Here is a 19380-nt window from a genome sequence, read left to right as displayed (position 1 = left end):
GCGATCGCGGATGGCCATTACACCAGACGGTTACCCCCCGTTTCCCTAACCAGTGCACGCGGCGTTAGAAACCGTGGGCCAATGGAGAATGACACGATGATTCGAATGATGTTCTGTGCCGCCGTGGTTGCTGCAGTCGGTTTTGCTGGCAACCTGCAAGCCGAAGACAAGAAGAGCGATTGCCTGAAGGAAGGTGATCCGATCGGCGCGTTCTACGTGACCAAGGTGGCAGGCGCCGAAGACGATGGTGTCGAAGCCGGCCAGGAGCTGTGCTACCGTTGCCGCTACGGACAACGCCCGATGGTGATGGTCTTCGCTCGCAAGCACAGCGAGCAACTCAATCAGCTGGTCGGGAAACTGGATCAAGCCGTTCAAAGCCACAGCGACGAGCAACTGAAAGGGTTCGTCACCCTGCTCGGTGGTGAGGCGGACAGCTTGAAAAAGGACGCCGAGAAATTGGCTTCCGCTACGAACGTTAAACAGGTTCCGGTCGTGGTCGCCAAGGACACCAAGAACGGTCCTCGCAACTACAAACTGGACGCCGACGCGGATGTGCAAGTCGTGATCGCCAATAACAGCCAAGTGGTCAGCAACCACGCGTTCGCCGCCGACAAGGTGGATGTCGACGCCGTGATGTCGGACGTCGAAAAAGCCGTCAAGTAATGACGAGCCGCTCGCCTGCGTAAACGAAACCCTGTCTCGACCATCCGTCGGGGCAGGGTTTTTTTTGTGCTAAGCACGTCGGCATAAGTATTTCGGTACAACCCTACGACAACACCCTCCCGCGCAGCGGGAGGGTCGGGCTCTCAGTGGGAGAGTGATGACCAAACACACTTTGCGACGTGCTTAGTACCCAACGCCCAGGCGGATCAGGAAGGTGTCGTTGGGGTCGAAATTGTCGGCCGGGTTCCGCTGGTATTCAACTTCGCGGCCAAACACGTAGCCCAGTTCCACAAACCCGGTGCGGCGGCCGCTGCGGATCAGATCGCTGCGCCCCCACTCCAAACCGAACAGGATGCGGTAGTCGTTGATGTCGACCGAGTCGTCGCTGCCGTTGGCGCGCTGGATCGTCCAGGAGCCGCCGCCGAACTCGCCGGCCACATAGCCCCAGGTGTCGTACACGCCCACTGTGTTTAGGTATCGAGAAATTTTGGGGTCGGGAAACGTGATGTCGTAGCGCGTGTAGGGGTTGGGTTGGTACAAAAGTCCGCCGGCGGGCAGGAATTTGATATCGTTTCGGTCCGCATAGATCGCTCCGAGCTTGAACGTGGACATGGGCGAGAGGCGAAAAATGCCCAGGGCTCGACCGCGAACGCGGAAGCTTTCGGAATTCAGCGTATCGAAATCGGTAAACACGCCCATTCTCAGGCCCAGCTCCGCACCCACGATGCGCTGTGGGTCGCTCTGCCAGCCCAGGTCCAAAAAGGCGTCGTAGGCGTTGGCCGGCAGATCGGCCGCGCCGCCGGCGGCTCCCTGCGGTCCATCCCAGAGGTGCAGCGAGAACGAGGGCAGGATGTACAGCGGCTGGGTGCTGTACAGGAAATTCGGGCAAGCCATGGCAAACGAGATGTCGGTCGTATTGATGTCCAGGTCGGCCGGGTCGTCGCCACCGGCCAACCAGGTGTGACGCACTCGCGGGCCCTGGAACAGTCGGAACGGCTCGGCCATCGCACTGCCAACGCCACCACCAAACGGACCGCCACCGCCAAACACGCCCCCGGGAAACAGGGTCGAGGGCTGGGCGTTGGGATAGGCTGTGGGCGGATAGATGGTCGCCGGAGCGCCGTAGTTGGGCGTGCCGTAGGTGGGGGGGGCGTAGACCGGCGGGCTGACCGTCGGTGGGGCGTACCCGTAACCGGGCGGCGGTGTGGCCGGGTGTCCCACCGGCGCGGCTCCGCCGAACAGGGTCGAGCCGGTGCTGCTGGGCAGGGCCACCGGAGCGCCGCCAACGGGCGGGGAACCGATGCCCGAAAACATCGATCCCAGACCGCCTGGGGCCGGCGGAGCGGGTTGTTGGGGCGGGTTGGGCGCGGGATTGCGGAGGTAACCCGGCGCGGTGCCGCGCTGGTAGGGGTCAAAGACCGGGCTGCCCAGCATGGTCGAGGGCGGTGTCGGCGTTTCGATGGAGGAACGCGGGGTGACCGGAGCCATCTGGGTTTGCGGAACGAACTGATCGCTGGCCGGAGGTCCGGCCTGGGTGACCGGCAGCGGCGTCGACTGAGGCCGCGGAGCAGCGTGCAGCGTTCCAGCCAACACAGCGGCCCACAGAGCGCAGCCGGCGGTTAAGAAGGCCGTCTTGCCAATCCTGCATACGCAACGCACGCTACTCACCCTGGGTTATTCAGATAAAAATTCGCTTCCGCCGTCAAAAAGATTAAAGACCGAGGTACAAAGCGACCGCCGCCGGCGTCAATGGCAAACCGCCGGCGCAGCCCGATGCCATCTACTTTCACCATCGCTTGCGCCGCTCCGCTAACGCTTCAATCGCAAGCGATGGTGAAAGTAGATGGCATTGGCCCCGCGCCGTCGGCTTATTTGCTGGCCGCCAGGCAGATTTCGCGGCGGCCGGTGGCCAGCTGGCGGACGGCGATTCTCGGATAACCCCAGGAACGGACTCGCTGGGTCCACTGCTCGATCTCCTCGGCCCGCTCGTAACTGCCCAGCTTCAGCGTCAGCAGCATCCCGCGCACGCTCACTTCGCTGCTGGTCACAATTCCCTCGACCGCCCACAGGGTTTTCTGCGGTTTGATGGTCGCGTCGACGACCAACCAACGGGCGTCGCGGTAGACCGACCGTTTGAGATCCTCGGCGTGGGCCTGCACGTGCGTCATGTGACGATGTTCGAGCACGCGGGGATCCATCTCGGCCGGATCGATCCCGGTCACTCGAAAGCCCAACTCCAGCAGCCGCTGGCAGGCGCCGCCCGGGGCGCTGCCGATTTCGAAGACGTGCTCGCCCGGCCGCATCGGCAACTGGCTCCACGCCACCGCTTCGGCCAATTTAAAATACGCTCGCGAGACCACGTCCTGTTCGGCATCGACCGGCGGAATCGCTCCGGGCCAACTGCTGGGCAAGTCTTCCGCTCGGTGCCAACCGAACCACCACTGACCGGGATCGACCAATACCACATCCAGCACGCTTTGACCGCGAGAGGCGGTCTGATTGGGTTCGCTCGCCGCGACGCGTCCGCCGGCGGTCAAATGCTGGTAGATCCGCTGGGCGACGTCGGCGACCAGCGGATTGGCAGCGTGCGGTTCGAAACTGAATTCGCCCACCACGGCTCGGTCGCGAGCCCAGACGTGCAGGTGATCAAAGCCGCCGGGATGACGATCGGCCAAACCATCCAGGACGCCGTCGAAGCGATCGAGCAGTTCGGCCAATTGGTCGCTCTGAGCTTTCCCGACGCTGTGCGAACGAGTGCGCGCAAACGGGCTGTCAGGCCAGTCGGCCGTGGGCGAATCGTGCTTGAAGGTGACGAAACCGGGCCGCGAGAAGGCCAATCGCCAGCCGGCCGCGGCGGTCAAGTCGTTCTTCAGCGCGGTCTCCGCACCACGCTGGCAGGTGACCATCAAAAACGAAGCGTCGGCCATGGCTTACCAGGCATCCTGATTGAGCTCGCACCACCGCTCCTCGAACTGTTCGAGCTCTTCGCTGATGGTTTCGATTTGGTTGTGTAGTTCGAGGGCTTTTTCTGGATCGCTGCAGGACAGCAGTTGGTCGTTCAGCGATTTCTTGTCTTCATCCAGGCGCGCGATCTTCCGCTCCAGATTTTTAATTTCTTTCTGCGTCCGCCGGGCATCGCGACTGTCGGCGCGGTGGGCGTTGCCTTTGCCGGCCGAGCCACCGCCGGAGGCTTTGTTGCCGGCGGATTTCTTGGCGGCTTCGCGCTCGCGTTCGCCTTCGTCGATTTCCTTGTTCATCGCGTACAGGTACGCGTCGTAATCGCCCAGGTAGTTTTTCACGCTGCCATCGCGGACTTCGATGATCGAGCTGGCGATACGCTTCATGAAGTAGCGGTCGTGACTGGTGAAGATCACCGTTCCTTGATAGTCCAGCAGGGCTTCGGCCAAGGCCTCGACCGTCTCGACGTCCAAGTGGTTCCCGGGTTCGTCCAGCACCAGGATGTTGTACGTGCCCAACAGCAACCCGGCCAGACAGAGCCGAGCTCGTTCGCCCCCGGAGAGGACTTCGATTTTTTTCTGGACGTGTTCGTCGCGGAACAACAGCGAACCGGCCACCGCCAAAATCTGCTGGGTGGTCGTATCGGCGTTGGACTGGTACTCCAGGTACTCCAGGACGGTTTGGTCTGGCGGCAGCGTGGTGTAGACGTGCTGGGCATAGACGCCGATTTCGCAGTGATGCCCCCAGCGGAGCGAACCGTCGACCGGCGGCAGAGAACCGGTCAGGGTGCGCAGCAGCGTCGTCTTGCCCTGGCCGTTGTCACCGACGATGGCCGCACGGTCGCCGTGTTCGATTTCCAGTTGGATGTCGGTGGCCACGGTGTGGTCGGGGTAACCGATTGCCAGGTCGGTGGTTCGCACGGCTGTGCCCTGCCGCGGGTCCACCTGCGGGGCGCGAATATTGACCGTCGGTAGGTCGACTTCGATCTCGTTGGTTTGCAAGCGTTCCAGCTGTTTGGCTTTGGACCGCGCCTGGCTGGCGGTGCTGGCCTTGGCACGATTCTTGTCGATGAATCGTTTCAGCTGCTTTTGTTTGGCGACCACGGTCGCGTTGACCCGCAGGTCATGCTCGCGGCGCTCTTCCTGATATTCCAGAAAGGCGTCGATCTTGCCCGGATACATCGTCAGCTTGCCGCGGCTGAGATCCAGGGTCTGCGAACAGGTGGCTTTGAGGAAGGCTCGATCGTGGGAGACAATCAGGCAGGCTTGCCGGAAATCGCGCAGGAAGTGTTCCAGCAGGATCTGGGTTCGCACATCGAGGAAGTTGGTCGGTTCGTCCAACAACAGCAGGTTCGGGTCGTGCAGCAGCAGCGCGGCCAATTTGACGCGGGTCTGCCAGCCCCCGGACAGCTCCTTCACCGGGCCCTCTAGGTAGCGACCCTTCAGCTCGAACTGGCCGGCCACCTGGCCGCATTTCCAGTCCGGTTGGCCGCTGTCGCGCATTAGGAATTCCAGCGCCGACTCGCCAACGCGAAACGGATCGTGTTGGCGGAGGTAACCGACCCGCAGCCGGGGATGGTGGATGACCTCGCCGCTGTCGAGCTCTTCCTCGCCCAGCAGGATCCGCAGCAACGTGGACTTGCCGGCTCCGTTGCGTCCTACAAACCCGACTTTGACGTCGTCGACGATCGAGGCTTCGGCGCCGTCGAGCAAGACTTGTTCGCCATACCGTTTGTAGGCATCGCGGATTTGCAGGAGTACTGCCATGGGCCCTGGAGTTTGGGGGTGAGAGATTCTGAGTGGGTGAGAGGAAACCGAGCGGCGGAAAGCCGCAATCGTAGTCCCTCGCAGGGCGATCGAGAAGGCGACGCGGACCGGCCGACAGGGCTGGTACGTCGCGAGCGGGGAGTAGGGGACGTTTGAGAACCGGCCAAGAGGCTGGCAGCGACGGTGGGGAACGCGAACAATGGCTGATCAGGCCACGGAATTCAGGCGTATTCCTGCAAGGCCGAGATCTCGTCCAGCAAGTCGGTCAGGCGCGGCTCGAGCAAGCGGAATTGTTGCTGCATCGAAGCGTGGTCACCGCGCCGCGCTGTTTCGATCAATTCCTGCAGTTCGATCACCGGAGAATCGGTTTCGAACGTGCTGAGCATCCCTTTCAGTTGATGGGCTGTGACGGCCGTGGCCGCGGTATCGCCTTGGTCGACGGCGTGGGTCAATTTTCCCAGGACTTCGTGCGCATCGCTGACGACCATCGATGCCATGCAACACAGAAGATCGGTATCGCCAGCCAAGCGCTGCAGAGCCGCCGAGAAGCGGTTTTTCTGTTGTTCGTTCACGGTTATTTATGCAATCGAGGGTTTCTATGGTGGGGCGTTTGCCTTCGGATGCTCAGCTGCCTCCGAATGCTCAGCTGCCCCCGGATGCTCAGCCGCCTTTGATCGAGATTTCGCTATCGAGTGCGATCTCGTAGGTACTGATCCGATCTCGCAGCTTGCCGCGGGTGATCCCCAGGATCTCCGCCGCTTGGCTTTGATTACCACCGGTCTCTTTCAGAACCCTTACTAGCACATACTGTTCCATATACTGCAGCGATTCGGCATAAATGTTGGTCGACTTTTCGCTCAGCCGGCGTTCCACCAGGGCTGGCAGGCCGGTGCCGGCTTCGTTGGTGGGGCTGGGCGTGGGCTTGGTAACGCTGCCCTGGCGGATTTCGGTGGGCAGGACGTCGGGGGTGATCACCGGCATGACGGTGTCCAGCACACAGCGGCGTACCACCGAGCGTAATTGCCGGACGTTGCCGGGCCAATGATACGCGGTCATTTTCGCAACCGCTTCGGGCGAAAGGCCTTGCAGGTCGGGCTTGCCGAGTTCGATCTTGGCCTGGCTGAGGAAGTATTGGATTAGCAGGGCGATGTCGCCGGCCCGCTGGTTCAAGCTGGGCAGGGTGATCGTGACGTCGTTCAGGCGGTACAGCAAATCCTCGCGGTAATCGCCGTCCTCAACCATCTGCTCGAGCGGTTGGTTGGTGGCCGCGACGATGCGCACGTCGGTTTCCAGTTCTTTGTTGCCGCCGACCCGTTCGAAGCGTTGTTCCTGTAGGACTCGCAGGACTTTGGCCTGGACGCCTGGGGCCATGTCGCCGATTTCGTCCAGGAACAGCGTGCCGCCGTTGCACTGTTCGAACTTGCCGATACGGCGCGAATCGGCTCCCGTGAACGAGCCCTTCTCGTGGCCAAAAAGTTCGCTCTCCAGCAGATTGTCGGGCAGGGCCGCACAGTTGACCGCCAGGAACGGTTTGTCGGCTCGGTGGCTGTACTGATACAGGGCCCGGGCGACCAATTCCTTGCCCGTTCCGCTCTCGCCTCGAATCAAAACCGGCACATTCTGTTTGCTGACCCGGCCGATGGTTTTGAAAACCTCCAGCATCCCCTCGCTGCAGCCGACGAACAGTTCGCCTTCGCCTTGGGAAAAATCCTCATCCGCGGCGATCGCCACCGGCACACTGCTCATCGCCCGTTGGTCGATCGCGCGCTGGACCAACGTCCTGAGGGCTTCGACACCCAGCGGTTTGGCCAGGTAGTCAAACGCCCCGAGCTGCATCGCTTCGATGGCCGTTTGGCTGGTCGCTTCGATGGTCATAAAGATCACCGGCAAGCGGCGATCCCGCTCGTGAATCTCGCAGAAAACCGCCAATCCACTGCGGTCCGGTAGCTGGATGTCCAGCAGCACGACATCGAATTTTTGTGTCGCCAACGCCTCAAGACCTTCGTCGCCCCGTTCGGCCGACACGACCTCGGCGATCGGTTCGAGCGCTTTGCGGATCAGCAAATGAATGGAACGGTCGTCGTCAATGACCAAAACAGATGGCATCGATTTGAAATCCCTTGCTGTGGAAGAAACCGCAGAGTGGTGTATGTCGAATTTATTTTTACCCGAAACGACGGGCTGCCCCCAGCCGGGCCGGTCTCGTAGTCGTTGTTTTACTCTTTATTGCCTCGGCATGCGACGTGTCAGAGCTCGGTTCCGGCGGGATTATCACCGGATTGGTCCCCCTGGGCCAGGTCCCCGCCGGTCCGGATGCGGCACTGCTGGGGCCGCCGGATGAGGGCTGGGAAGGTTCGTCGGCAGGTGCTTTGCCTTTGATGCGGCATGCACTTTGCCCCTCGGGTGGCATGCGCTTTGCGCTGTATCTGGCATGCACTTTGCGCTGTATCTGGCATGCACTTTGCGCTGTATCTGGCATGCACTTTGCACTCTGTGTCCGCTGGACAGCCGAGCGTTTTCGGTTCGGTCCGCCATCCCCAACAATTTTTGGAGACAACCCATGCTTTACTGGGCAGCTGTATTTTTGGTCATCGCGTTGGTCGCTGGGCTGTTCGGCTTTGGCAACATCATGGCCGGCGCCGCAGGGATCGCGCAGATCCTGTTCTTCGTGTTCCTCGTTCTGTTCGTCCTGAGCCTATTGGCCCAGTTGATGCGCCGCACGACGTAGAGCCGGCCAAGGGTGGGGAGCCAGCGGGAGAAGGTGACGGAAGGGCGAACGTGTGTTCGAGCACGGGGCGTTACCGCCGCCGGCCTCCCCAACCGGCAAGAAACACCCGTTTCGGTGGGGAGCACCGGAACGGGCGAAAGCAAGTCACCCGGCCGTGGCGGTCCGCAGTCCGCGGACGGCCATGGCGGCCTGGTGGATAAACCGCAAGAGATTTCTAAAAAGGAGTTCCAAGTGATGAGCGCACCTGCACATACCCAACATCCGACCTCTGCCGACCGGCCCGAATCCGGCGACGAGCATCACGACACGATTTCTGAATCGGTCAGCAAAGCGATGCACGCCGAAGACGAGCCGATGGAAAGCTCCGCGCCGTTCGCCCTGGTCGCCCTCAGCTACCTGGTCGTGTTGGCGATCGCCGCTTTGGCCATCGCCGGCGTAGCTTGGTACCTGTAGGCACGGGGGAAACCTCCGCCAAGAGGGGCTGAGTGATGTCTTGGCGGCCTAGGCCGACGCTGCGGCACGGCCATGGTTTGGTTTCAGCCAGCCTTGTTCGCGGTACCAGCGAATCGTTTGCTCCAGTTGCTCCTCCAATGTCGCTTCGAAGTGGAAACTCAGCTGCGAAGCGAGTTGCGGGTCGAAATACGCCCAGCTGGGCACCTGGGCTTCGCGAATCTTATCCAGGTGCAGCGAGCCGCTGCCCAGTTTCCCGGCGACCCAGCCGGCCACCTTGGCCGGTCGGGGCGGAATCGGCATCACCCGGGCGCGTCGTCCCATAGCCGTTCCGATCATCCGTCCCCATTGGGCATAGGTGGGGTGAGCGTCGCAAGCGGCGGTGTAGACGCCCGGACCGACCAGGGCATCCGGTAACGATGCCTCCAGCCTAGCCCCGTCGGCGGCGGCTCTGAGCATGATGGTGACCAAGTCTTCCACATAGACCACGCTGAGTGCCGGCGTCCGCCAGCCCGGAACGAAGTGGATGCCGGTTTTAGCGATCGGGGCAGCGATGCGAAAACCTTCTTTGTCGCCGGGACCAAACACCACGCCCGGTCGCACAATGGTGATCGGGCAGTGCTCCGCCAGTTCGGCAATCGCCCGTTCGCCTTCCAGTTTGCTGCGGCCGTAGTTGGAAATCGGCACCGGTGGCTCGTCGCCGCGGCGAACCTGTTGACGGAGCCCGGGACCGCTGGCGGCGATCGAGGACACGTGCAGCACCCGCGGCGGGTTGCTGGCCCGGCGAAGGGATTCGGCCAATCGCCGGGTACCGTCGCGATTCACCTTGCGCAGCCGGGCGAGGTCCGCGCTGGTGGTCAGCCCGGCCAGGTGGAAAACCACCTCGACGTCCTGCAGGCCGGCCGTGCTGAGCCCCTCCTGGGAAAGGTCGCAGGGCACCAATTCGACGCCGCGGTCGCGGAGCTCTTCGGCTCGCGAGGACTGGCGCACCGTCGCTCGCACCCGCCAGCCTTCGGCCAATAAACGCTCGCACAACCGCGTGCCGATAAAGCCGGTCGCTCCCGTAACAATCGCAGTGCTCACGCCGTAGTTTCCTCTTGATTTAAAACCCCATACACTACGGTCCCGGCGACCGCAGCGGCCATTCTAGTTGCCTTATCGGTCGGAGCCTGCATCGATGCCAAGGCCGCGCCCGCCGGATACGCACGTTTTTTTCCAGATCAAGCCACGGGAACCTACCTTTGGAAAGTCCTTCACGAGGCGGTGTATTCAGCGAGGGAACGGACTCTCGCGTCGAACAGTTCGCCGAAAGCATCAGTTTTGACCGCCGCTTGTACCACCAAGATATTCGCGGTTCCAAGGCCCACGCCCAGATGTTGGCCGGGCAGGGCTTGATTTCTGACGAGGAATGCGAGGCGATCTGTCAGGCGCTCGAGGAGATCCGCGGCGAGCTGGACAGCGGATCGATGCCGATGCGGTTCGAGCTGGAAGACATCCACATGCACATCGAGCAGGCGTTGATCGATCGCCTGGGCGATGTTGGCCGCAAACTGCACACCGCGCGCAGCCGCAACGACCAGGTCAGCACCGATTTTCGGATGTGGGTCCGGGAGGCGCTCGAGCAGACCGACCAGTTGCTGGCCGAGGTCCAGCGGGCGTTCCTGGGACGCTGTGAGAAAGACTTCGACGTCGTGCTGCCGGCCTACACGCACCTGCAACGCGCCCAGCCCGTGCTCGCCCCCCACTACTGGCTGGCCTATATCGAAAAGTTCCAGCGGGATCGCGAGCGAATCGCCGATTGCATCCAGCGAGTGAACCAGAGCAGTTTGGGCGTGGCCGCGGTGGCCGGAACAAGTTTGCCGATCGATCGCCACCGGACGGCGGGCGAGTTGGGCTTTGCCGGCATCACGCGCAACAGCCTCGACACCAGCAGCGACCGGGACTTCGTGTTGGAAAGCGCGTTCGTGCTGAGCGTGATCGCGACCCATCTGTCGGGCTGGGCCGAAGAGTGGATTTTGTGGAGCACCGTGGAATTCGGCTTCATCCAGTGTCCGCACGCTTTCTGTACCGGCAGCAGCATCATGCCGCAGAAAGTCAATCCGGACGTACTGGAGTTGACCCGCGGCAAGGCGGCTCGCGTGATGGGCAATCTGCAAACCCTGATGATCCTGACCAAGGGGCTGCCGCTGGCTTATAACCGTGATCTTCAAGAGGACAAACCGCCGCTGTTCGATTCCTTCGATACGATCCAAATCTGTCTGCAGTTGGCCGCACCGCTGGTCGCCGGCGCGGAACTGCAACGGGAACGCATCGCCGCCCAGATCGAGGAAGGGTACCTGGATGCGACGACGTTGATGGAACATATGATCGCCGCCGGCATGCCCCAGCGTCGCGCTCACCACTTGGTCGGTGCGATCGTGGGCGAAGCGATGCAGCGAAAGGTGACGTTGGCCGAATTGCCGCTGGACGTGCTTCAAAAACACGCTCCGGAACTGGACGAGTCGGTGCGCGACGTATTGGGAACGCGCAACGCCATCGAAGCCTTCACCAGCGAAGGATCCACGGCGCCGGCTCGCGTGCGTTCGCAGATCCAGTACTGGACCGAGCGTCTATCGGCCAGCGAATGACGCGTTGCCACCAGCGAATGGCAGGTGGCCGCCCCGACGTTTTTTTGCAAAATTTAAACACCGAGACGAAGCGTGATGACCGCACTGAATCCGCTCTGCACGGCCGCGATGGAGGCTTGGAGGCCGACGGTCATCCTGGGCCAGCAAACCGCCGCGGGCGACAGCGCCGGAGCTCCGGACGGCTCTGATGGTTTTCTGGACATCGTGTTCAGCGGCGGTATCCTCGGCGTGGCCATCGTCGTCCTGTTGTTTGCGCTGAGCGTTTCGGCGGCCTACTTGATCTTTGACCAGATCATGACGCTGCGCAAGAAAGAGATCCTGCCCGAGGGGCTGTCCGATGCCGTGCGGCAGGCACTATTGACCGGCCGAGTGCCCGACGCCGATGCCGCTTGCCGACGCCAGCCCAGCGTGCTGAGTTTCGCGCTGCTGAGCGGGTTGGCGGAAGTCGAATACGGTTGGCGCGAAGTCGAGAAGGCGGTGGAGGACGGGTTGGCCGACCAGTCGGCACGCTTGATGCGCCGCGTCGAATACCTGTCGGTCATCGGCAACATCGCCCCCATGGTCGGACTGCTCGGGACCGTGACCGGGATGATCTTCGCCTTCCAACAGGTGGCCGGTTCGCAGGGCGCGGCCGGGGCCGGCGATCTGGCCGAAGGCATCTACCAGGCGCTTGTGACCACGGTCGGCGGTCTGGTTGTGGCCATCCCCTCGCTGGCCGCCTATGCCGTGTTCCGCAACCGCGTCGATAGCCTGATCGCGGAATCGGCGTACCAGTCCCAGCACGCCCTGGCGCCGGTCAAACGGCGCCCACCGGGGCGCAGTGGAAGAGCCGCCGGACCGCCCAAGCCGCCTCCGTCCAAACCGCCTGCCGGCGGCCCCGCCAGTCGACCGGCCGCCGGTGCCAGCGGCAGTTCGCCTGCTCCGCCGCGGTCTCCGGAACCGCCGCCGCGACGGGGGCCGACCAGTCCACCGCCGCCGCCCCAGGATTAGGCGGACCCACGATGCGCATTCCGCACAACAGTCAAGACGGACGGCTGGCCACGAATATGACGCCGATGATCGACGTGGTGTTTCTGTTGATCATCTTCTTCCTGGTTTCCAGCCATCTGGCCCGGCAGGAGTCGCGAATGCCCCTGCCGTTGCCGGCGGCCACGACCCACGCCGGGGACGCTGTCCGGCCCGATGTGTTGACCATCAATATCGACGGACAGGGCCGCTGGTTGGTCGGCGGCAAGCCGGCGGACGAACCGCGACTGAAACAGTTGCTGGAAAGCCACCGCGGAGAACATGGCCCCGACGCCGCGGTCCGCATCCGCACCGACCGGACAATCGCCTACGGCAAAGTCGAACCGATCCTAAGGCTGAGCGCCGAAGCCGGTCTATGGAACGCCGCCTTCGCCGTTGTCTCAGCCCCGTAGCTGAAGTCGCCAGACTTTGGTCCCCAGTTGGTTAGTTGTTAGTTGTTAGTTGTTAGTTGTTAGTTGTTAGTTGTTAGTTGTTAGTTGTTAGTTGTTAGTTGTTAGTTGTTAGTTGTTAGTTGTTAGTTGTTAGTTGTTAGTTGTTAGTTGTTAGTTGTTAGCGGTTGGCGGTTAGTTGCGAAAGCTCGTTTTCTCCCCTCTCCCCCACAGCCTGGCGAGCTCAAGCGAGTCAGGCTGTGGGGGAGAGGGGCCGGGGGTGAGGGGGATTGCCGTACGGCGCTGTCTCGCTGTTCCGCCCGGCGGGGAGAGGGGAGTCAACAACGGGATTCCCTGCCCCCCTTTGAACCATCAACCATCAACCAACAACCATCAACCAACAACCAACAACCATCAACTAACAACCAACAACCGCCGCAACCACTCGCTTGGCTGTGCGCTTCGCGGTCCTGACGACCGGGGCGATCCCGACACCGTGCAGGCTGTTGCCGGCAATCGCCAACGTCGGATACGGCTCGAGCGCCGCTTCGATTCGTTCCACTCGCTGCCGGTGACCGAGCAAGTACTGCGGCATCGCTTCGTTCCAACGCACCACGCGTTGCAGTCTCGCTTGGCCGTTCCAGCCAATTAATTCTTGCAGATCACTTCGCGCTAACTCGATCAATTCCTCGTCACTGCGCTCGCACAACTCTGGCTGCAGCGCCCCACCCATGAACACTCGCATCAGGGTGTGTCCCTCGGGAGCACGACCGGGGAATTTGTGACTGGCGAAACTGCAGGCCAGGATCGAGCGACGCTCCCGCGCGGGGACGACCAAACCGAACGCCTTGGGTTTGCGGGCAATGTTTTTATCAGCCACTCCCAAAACCAGAATGACCGAACTGGCCGCCACGATGTCGCGAAGCGCCTCGGTCGCCGCCGGCGCAAAGCCCTCCAGCAAGCCGCTGGACATCTTCGCCGGCCCGGCCAGCACCACCGCGTCGGCGTCGATGTTTTCTGGGCGGGAGGATCGGTCGCCGCCTGCGACGCGCAGCTGCCAGCGACCGGCCGCGGGCGAGAGCGAATCCAGTTTGGCGGACGTTTGCACGCAGCCGTCGGGGAGGGCGGCCTGCAGACGTTCGAACCACTGCCGCATCCCGCCGGGGAAGCCGCGGAACTGAGCGTATCGGGCTCCGCTGCTGCTGCGTTCGCGACCGTCACCGCCGGCGCGGTGCCGAGCCGTTGTCGCGGCGGCCAGGCTGCCGTGCTCACGCTCCATAGCGACAAACTGAGGCATGGTCGCCTGCATGCTCAACCGCCGTGGGTCGGCCGTGTAGATGCCTCCGACCAGGGGCTGGACGATCCGCTCGAGCACTTCGCGTCCCAGCCGTCGCTCGACAAACGACGCGACGCTCTCGTCTTCCTCGCTGTCACGGGCCGCGACCCAGCGTTCGCCCAGCAATCGCAGTTTGCCCTTCGCCGATAACAACGGTGTCGACAGGATCGGACCGGTCCGCGTGGGACGCATCAGCACGAACCCTTCGGGGACCGGATATACCTGGTGGCCGCGGGCAATCATTGCTCCGCGCCCGGATTCATTGGTCAGGATTAATTCCTGTTCGACGCCCAGATCGCGACACAATTGCAGGGCTTCGGGCGGCTCGGTGGAGAACATGTCCGCACCATGTTCGATCAGAAATCCATCGGCGGTTTCCGTCTGCACGACACCACCGACGCGCGGGCTGGCCTCCAGAACGCTCAGCCGAGCTCCGGGAAGGTCGCGATGCAAGTAGAACGCCGTCGTCAGGCCGGACAGCCCGGCACCGACGACGACAATATGAGGCGAGGCGGGATCGTTCACAAGCGCGGGGGTATCAGCGGCCACTGGAAGGGCCGCAGAGACGACGGTGTCGCGGCCGGTCGCTCAATCGTATCCTTTTCAGACGGTGTCTACACCTCCCAGTAACGCTGAGACCCTCCCCGGTCCTGAGAGACCGACCCTCCCAGGGGGAGGGTGATGCCGCTCAGTCGTCCTCTTTTTCCATTTCGAACAGCATCACCTTGCTGCCCTCTTCGGATTCAAAATCTTTGGGACGAGGGTTTCCGGGCAGTGCATAACACAATTCCCATTCCTCGCCATCGTCTTCCAATTCCAGGATTCCCAGCGATTGTGCGGGCGGAACACCTTTCATGGCCGACGTCATATTGATCTGGATCGGATCCTTGCTGGCGTCGATTTTGTAGATCGCCTTATAGCGTTCCTTTTGATCGCGATCGATCGTGCGGATGTACTGTTTGTCGACGATCACAACGGTCCCTTCCAGATCGTCCTCGGAAAGCTCGCGACCCTGATTGACACCTTCTTCGATTTCCCAGCGGCCCATCAGCTGTTTGAGAACTTTCTGTGTCTTTGCGTCGGGCGTGGGCGAAGGTTGTTCGGCTACGGCGACGCCGCAGACCAGCAGAGCCATCAGAGCCATCAGAGATAGTGAAGCAAACGTACGCATGGGAACATCCTTTGGTGGTGGTGGTGAGAAACAGAAACGGTGTGTGCGCGTGGCCTATCACTCGCCGTAGCGCTGCACGGTGTGGAACTTGGTGGTTTTCAGCAGTCGTTCGGCTTCGTTCAAGCGACGCGTGCGGTCGACCACGATGATCAGTACGCTGCCGTCTCGCACGCGCTGTTCGAAACTGCGGCTGTCGTCGGTTCCGACGCCCCACTGGCGGGTCGCGCCGAGCAAGCCTGCGGCGCCCGCCCCGGCGGCCGCTCCGATCAAGGGTCCGACCACCATGAATGGTCCGATCAACGTGGCCGCGCCCAATGCGGCCCCGAGGGTGCCGCCGGCCACACCGCCCATTCCGGCACTGCTGTCCGCCTGCGGTTTGCCACTGGCCTGATCTTCCAGCTGGGGAACATTCGCCGCGTGTTGTTCAGCGGAACCGTGAACAATCGACACGTTCTCGGTCGAAAAATTCGCGGTCTCCAGAACCTGTAAGGCCACGTCCGCTTCCTCCATCGAGGTGTATTCGGCGACGATGCATTGCTTCAGTGCAGTCATGATTGAGTACCCGTTAACGCCATAGAACTTGCTTTCGGACCGAGTCTCGGTGTCAGAATTTGCCACGTCCCGAGAACTCGGGCCGGTGAAGGGATCCACAACACAACATGAAGACGTGACGGGCGGCGCATCGCTTGGTCGGAGACGTTCCGCTGGAAGGGGTCGTAGGGGCAATCGGCGTGCCAGTTCGCAATCCGCACCGGGCCGATGGGCGGCAAATGGCCGAATTCTTCGCCGGGAGACTCGCCGGTGGCACCAAAGCCGGCGAGATGAACGTGTTTGCACCAATGGCATCGCAAAGCCGCGGCCGTTTCCGCAGCGGATGGCCGGCAACCCCAAGTTCCAGCGGATACGATGGGGCTTTTCGAACCGAACCCTCTCACCCACCGCCAAGGAATCCAGCATGCCGTCCCGTCTTTCCAGTCGTTTGCTCCTCCCCCTGGTCCGCCAAACCATGCTTGTCGCTCTGATGACCTGCGTATCGGCGAGCTTTGCCGACGAACCCGATGGGCCGGATGTTCCCCACAAAGTCGAGTCCAGTTTCCAGCAGCTGGTCGAATCGGTCGAACCGTCGCACGCCTGGAACGCAACGAACTTGGCCGAGCACCGTCAGTGGCAACAGAGACTCGAAGGCGTGATGAAAGAGTTGCTGGGCCGCATGCCCGAGCGTGTGCCGCAACAGGTCAAATGGGTCGAGAAGGAGCGTTTTGATTCGTTCACGCGCCACAAGATCTACGTGCAAACCGAAGCCGCCTACTGGGCGCCGGTCTACTACTTTGTGCCTCACGACCTAGAGCGACCGCGGCCGGCGATCGTCTGCCTGCATGGTCACAGCGGAATCTGGCCCTACATCGGACATGCGGAAACCGATGCAGAACGTAAACGTATCGAAGAATCGGAACTGGATTACGCCGTTTACCTGGCTCGCCAAGGTTACGTTACCGCCGCGATCAACGTCCGCGGCTGGAACGAGACGGCGGGGCATCAGGATTCCGGCATCAAACACCTACCCCGCAGCTGTACCCACGTCACGATGGATTCGCTGCTGCTGGGGATGACCCCACAAGGACTGCGGTGTTGGGATGCGATGCGCGTGATCGACTTCCTGCAGTCGCGCACCGGTGAGGTGCAGGGTGAGAAGATTGGCGTGGCGGGACTCTCCGGCGGCGGCACGCTGGCGATGTACCTGCCGATCCTGGACGAGCGCGTGCGGTTTGCCATGATCGCCGGCGCGTTTTCGACGTATCGTCAGTCCATCTATCCGATTCGTCACTGCATCTGCAACTGCCTGCCGGGTGTGATGCAGTACGCCGAGATGGCCGACGTGGTAGGGCTGTACGCACCGCGGCCGGTCCTGTTGATCAACGGCGTCGACGATCGGATTTTTCCGATCGATGGCGCTCGCCAGGGCTATGAACAACTCAAGAAGATGTACACGCTGTTGGGACACCCGGAACGGATCGAAGCCGATTTCTTCGAAGGCGGCCATGCCTGGTCGAATAACAAAACACTAAGTTTCTTGGAAAAGCACGTCGCGGATTGAGCCGTTTGGGCGGCTAGCGCCGACCAAATACTGAGCCGCAGGCGCTAGCCTCGGGCCTTGCAGCGCAGATGGTGGCGGCATCGAACACCGAACCGACATGCTCCGGTGTAATGATGCGCTAGTTCCCCCCTCACCCCCGGCCCCTCTCCCCCACGGCTTCACTCGCTGACGCTCGCGGCGCCGCGGGGGAGAGGGGAGAAAAAGGGGGGGGGAGTTCCCAGCGCGCGGCAGAGAACCGAGGCTATCGCCTAAACGGCTCACGCGAGAACCGTAGGCTATCGCCTAAACGGCTCACGCGAGAACCGTAGGCTAGCGCCTAAACGGCTGATGGGAGGTGGGAGGCGGTAACCACCGCTAGCGCCGAACCGGCTCGGCGCTTCCGCCTTCGTACAGACGCCAGCGGTTGTGGTTGCCCGAAAGCGGATACTCGTTGTGCTCCCCGCCGAGCCACTGGACTTCGATCCGCTCGAACGATTCTCCCTCGGGCAATCCAAAATGCAGCGTCCTGCCAAAGTCCGATTGGTAGCCGCGACCGGCGTGCACCTCGGCCGTCTGCGAGCTGCCTCCACCGAACACCGTGACGCGGGCGCCCAAGCCGTCGCGGTTCACGTTCCTTCCTATCAAGCTCAGGTGCAACCATTTGTTGTCGTTGGACGTATCGTTTCGTAGCAGCGAGGCTTCCGCGTTGGCGTTCAGCAGCACGACGTCGACGTCGCCGTCTCCGTCCAGGTCGTCAAAGGCGGCTCCTTTGGTCGACAAAGCTTCCTCAAGCGGCGGGCCGGCGGCGGCCGAAACATCGCGAAACTTTCCGTTGCCCATGTTCTGCATGACGAAGTTGGGCACACGTACCGAGGTGCGGTCGTCCAGATGCTGGATGTGTTCGATGAAATGCCCGCAGGCGATGAACAGGTCGCGGTGTCCGTCCAAATCGAAGTCGACGAATCCGGTGCCCCATTTGACGTGCGGCATCGACGCCGTGCCGGCTTGCGAAAACCGCGAAACGTCGCTGAAGAAACCGCCCGGCACATTGCGGTACAGCACCGACAACTCGCCCTGGTAATTCGTCACAAACAAGTCCAAGCGGCCGTCGTTGTCGTAATCGCCGGCATCGATGCCCATACTGCCGTTGTTGTTGCCCCGCAAATCATGGGCGATACCGCTCAGCACGCCCACGTCTTCAAAGCGGCCACTGCCGTCGTTTCGCAGCAGACGGTTCGGGGCGTTGTCGCAGGCCACCGCGATGTCGGCGTCGCCGTCCCGATCGTAGTCCAGTGCGATCACGCCCATCGACGGCATCTCGATTTCGCTCAGGCCGCTCTCGACGCTGATGTCGGTAAAACGGCCGTCGCCGTCGTTGCGATACAGGCGATCGGAAAGGGCGTCGTAGTCCTGTGGTGCGGCGGCGTATTCGTATTGGCCGCTCTTGCGGCTGCGGTAATTATCGTAGGAGAAATCGACGTAATTGCCGACATACAGATCGACGTCACCATCGCCGTCGACGTCGGCCCAGACCACGCCCGCACCAACCTCGTCGCCGCCGACTCCCGCTTGCTCCGTCACGTCGGTAAAGGTGCCGTCACCGTTGTTGCGATACAGGATGTTGCGCCCAAAGTTGTTGACATACAGGTCTTGGTCACCATCGTTGTCGTAGTCCGCCGCGGCGACGCCCAGGCCGTAACCGGTATCGCCGACTCCGGCCGCTTCGGTCACGTCGCGAAACGTCCAGTCACCCAGGTTGCGGTACAGCCTGTTGGTCGGAGTCGTCGTGAGGTTGCTGTCCGGCACGGCGGCTCCGTTGAGCAGGTAGATGTCGGGCAGGCCATCCTGGTCGTAATCGAACACCGCAAGCCCTGCGACCACGGTTTGAAAGATGTACTGCCGCGGACTGTTCCCATCGGTATGAACAAAATCGATACCGCTGCCGGGCAGCGCATCGGAAAAACGAATTCGATTCGGATCGGTCAGCGCAGGCACCGGCGAGCGCAGCGAGTCGCGGGCCGCCGCCGAATCACCGGGCGTCTGCGACGGGGTGGGAGGAGCGTTTTCCACCAAAGACGCCGACGCCGACTCCGACTTCGACTTCGACTCCGACTCGGGCGCAACCTGCACCGCGGGTGGACTGCGGTCGCAGCCGGCTGGCACGAGCAGGCCGGTGGCCAGCGAGCCGGTGATGAGGATGAGGTGCAGGGCGC

Annotated in this window: 17 protein-coding genes; 7 read left to right on the top strand and 10 right to left on the bottom strand. The window is 62.2% G+C overall.

The window, feature by feature from the left end; translation table 11 throughout:
* The first annotated feature begins 96 nt into the window (after positions 1–96).
* Complete coding sequence (locus GE027_RS00300) at positions 97–663, top strand: hypothetical protein (protein WP_153555168.1); 567 nt, start codon at positions 97–99, stop codon at positions 661–663.
* A gap of 183 nt (positions 664–846) precedes the next feature.
* On the opposite strand, the gene GE027_RS00295 is transcribed toward GE027_RS00300, so the two are convergent.
* The 5 genes from GE027_RS00295 to GE027_RS00275 all read right to left on the bottom strand — a co-directional run bounded on the left by GE027_RS00295 (position 847) and on the right by GE027_RS00275 (position 7493).
* Positions 847–2331, bottom strand: coding sequence for a hypothetical protein (locus GE027_RS00295; RefSeq protein ID WP_162006508.1), 1485 nt, complete (start codon positions 2329–2331; stop codon positions 847–849).
* A gap of 200 nt (positions 2332–2531) precedes the next feature.
* Positions 2532–3590: an SAM-dependent methyltransferase gene (locus GE027_RS00290; protein ID WP_237607135.1), complete on the bottom strand. Its 1059-nt coding sequence runs from the start codon at positions 3588–3590 to the stop codon at positions 2532–2534.
* 3 nt (positions 3591–3593) lie between these two features.
* The gene (locus GE027_RS00285) at positions 3594–5387 is read right to left on the bottom strand and encodes an ABC-F family ATP-binding cassette domain-containing protein (protein WP_153555166.1); all 1794 of its coding nucleotides are present in this window, start codon (positions 5385–5387) and stop codon (positions 3594–3596) included.
* Between the two features lie 221 nt (positions 5388–5608).
* A complete protein-coding gene (locus GE027_RS00280) occupies positions 5609–5959 on the bottom strand; it encodes an Hpt domain-containing protein (protein WP_153555165.1) in 351 nt (116 codons plus the stop codon).
* Between the two features lie 88 nt (positions 5960–6047).
* A complete protein-coding gene (locus tag GE027_RS00275; RefSeq protein ID WP_153555164.1) occupies positions 6048–7493 on the bottom strand; it encodes a sigma-54-dependent transcriptional regulator in 1446 nt (481 codons plus the stop codon).
* Between the two features lie 454 nt (positions 7494–7947).
* Here GE027_RS00275 and GE027_RS00270 point away from each other — a divergent pair, with 454 nt between their 5' ends.
* Complete coding sequence (locus GE027_RS00270) at positions 7948–8115, top strand: DUF1328 domain-containing protein (RefSeq protein ID WP_153555163.1); 168 nt, start codon at positions 7948–7950, stop codon at positions 8113–8115.
* A gap of 234 nt (positions 8116–8349) precedes the next feature.
* Positions 8350–8568 (top strand): hypothetical protein, encoded by a 219-nt coding sequence (locus tag GE027_RS22970; protein ID WP_153555162.1) that lies wholly within the window; start codon positions 8350–8352, stop codon positions 8566–8568.
* 48 nt (positions 8569–8616) lie between these two features.
* Here GE027_RS22970 and GE027_RS00260 read toward each other — a convergent pair whose 3' ends face one another.
* Positions 8617–9648, bottom strand: coding sequence for an NAD-dependent epimerase/dehydratase family protein (locus GE027_RS00260; RefSeq protein WP_153555161.1), 1032 nt, complete (start codon positions 9646–9648; stop codon positions 8617–8619).
* Between the two features lie 158 nt (positions 9649–9806).
* Between GE027_RS00260 and argH the strand changes: the two genes are divergently transcribed.
* From argH to GE027_RS00245, 3 genes are all read left to right on the top strand, one after another.
* Positions 9807–11192 (top strand): argininosuccinate lyase, encoded by a 1386-nt coding sequence (argH, locus tag GE027_RS00255; RefSeq protein WP_153555160.1) that lies wholly within the window; start codon positions 9807–9809, stop codon positions 11190–11192.
* A 75-nt stretch (positions 11193–11267) separates the two neighbouring features.
* Complete coding sequence (locus GE027_RS00250; RefSeq protein ID WP_237607134.1) at positions 11268–12182, top strand: MotA/TolQ/ExbB proton channel family protein; 915 nt, start codon at positions 11268–11270, stop codon at positions 12180–12182.
* An 11-nt stretch (positions 12183–12193) separates the two neighbouring features.
* Complete coding sequence (locus GE027_RS00245) at positions 12194–12610, top strand: ExbD/TolR family protein (protein WP_153555159.1); 417 nt, start codon at positions 12194–12196, stop codon at positions 12608–12610.
* Positions 12611–13004: 394 nt separating this feature from the next.
* On the opposite strand, the gene hemG is transcribed toward GE027_RS00245, so the two are convergent.
* From hemG to GE027_RS00230, 3 genes are all read right to left on the bottom strand, one after another.
* Complete coding sequence (gene hemG, locus GE027_RS00240) at positions 13005–14447, bottom strand: protoporphyrinogen oxidase (protein ID WP_153555158.1); 1443 nt, start codon at positions 14445–14447, stop codon at positions 13005–13007.
* Between the two features lie 163 nt (positions 14448–14610).
* Positions 14611–15093 (bottom strand): TIGR03067 domain-containing protein, encoded by a 483-nt coding sequence (locus tag GE027_RS00235; protein WP_153555157.1) that lies wholly within the window; start codon positions 15091–15093, stop codon positions 14611–14613.
* Positions 15094–15150: 57 nt separating this feature from the next.
* On the bottom strand, positions 15151–15645 hold the full coding sequence (locus GE027_RS00230; protein ID WP_153555156.1) for a DUF1269 domain-containing protein: 495 nt from the start codon (positions 15643–15645) through the stop codon (positions 15151–15153).
* A 403-nt stretch (positions 15646–16048) separates the two neighbouring features.
* On the opposite strand from GE027_RS00230, the gene GE027_RS00225 reads away from it, so the two are divergent.
* The gene (locus GE027_RS00225; protein WP_237607133.1) at positions 16049–17188 is read left to right on the top strand and encodes an alpha/beta hydrolase family protein; all 1140 of its coding nucleotides are present in this window, start codon (positions 16049–16051) and stop codon (positions 17186–17188) included.
* Positions 17189–17542: 354 nt separating this feature from the next.
* Here GE027_RS00225 and GE027_RS00220 read toward each other — a convergent pair whose 3' ends face one another.
* A complete protein-coding gene (locus tag GE027_RS00220) occupies positions 17543–19237 on the bottom strand; it encodes a CRTAC1 family protein (protein WP_162006507.1) in 1695 nt (564 codons plus the stop codon).
* Positions 19238–19380 lie beyond the last annotated feature (143 nt).

The sequence above is a fragment of the Roseimaritima sediminicola genome, assembly GCF_009618275.1.
In the GTDB taxonomy this organism is placed as follows: domain Bacteria; phylum Planctomycetota; class Planctomycetia; order Pirellulales; family Pirellulaceae; genus Roseimaritima; species Roseimaritima sediminicola.
Note: the sequence above shows the minus strand (reverse complement) of the source record. Positions and strands in the feature narration are given on the sequence as shown.

Excerpts from the sequence above, each read along its gene's own strand:
- GE027_RS00275 (WP_153555164.1), bottom strand. The coding sequence starts at position 7,493 with ATGCCATCTGTTTTGGTCATTGACGACGACCGTTCCATTCATTTGCTG.
- GE027_RS00235 (WP_153555157.1), bottom strand. The coding sequence starts at position 15,093 with ATGCGTACGTTTGCTTCACTATCTCTGATGGCTCTGATGGCTCTGCTG.
- GE027_RS00285 (WP_153555166.1), bottom strand. The coding sequence starts at position 5,387 with ATGGCAGTACTCCTGCAAATCCGCGATGCCTACAAACGGTATGGCGAA.
- GE027_RS00290 (WP_237607135.1), bottom strand. The coding sequence starts at position 3,590 with ATGGCCGACGCTTCGTTTTTGATGGTCACCTGCCAGCGTGGTGCGGAG.
- GE027_RS00300 (WP_153555168.1), top strand. The coding sequence starts at position 97 with ATGATTCGAATGATGTTCTGTGCCGCCGTGGTTGCTGCAGTCGGTTTT.
- GE027_RS00250 (WP_237607134.1), top strand. The coding sequence starts at position 11,268 with ATGACCGCACTGAATCCGCTCTGCACGGCCGCGATGGAGGCTTGGAGG.
- GE027_RS00230 (WP_153555156.1), bottom strand. The coding sequence starts at position 15,645 with ATGACTGCACTGAAGCAATGCATCGTCGCCGAATACACCTCGATGGAG.
- GE027_RS22970 (WP_153555162.1), top strand. The coding sequence starts at position 8,350 with ATGAGCGCACCTGCACATACCCAACATCCGACCTCTGCCGACCGGCCC.
- GE027_RS00225 (WP_237607133.1), top strand. The coding sequence starts at position 16,049 with ATGCCGTCCCGTCTTTCCAGTCGTTTGCTCCTCCCCCTGGTCCGCCAA.
- GE027_RS00245 (WP_153555159.1), top strand. The coding sequence starts at position 12,194 with ATGCGCATTCCGCACAACAGTCAAGACGGACGGCTGGCCACGAATATG.
- GE027_RS00270 (WP_153555163.1), top strand. The coding sequence starts at position 7,948 with ATGCTTTACTGGGCAGCTGTATTTTTGGTCATCGCGTTGGTCGCTGGG.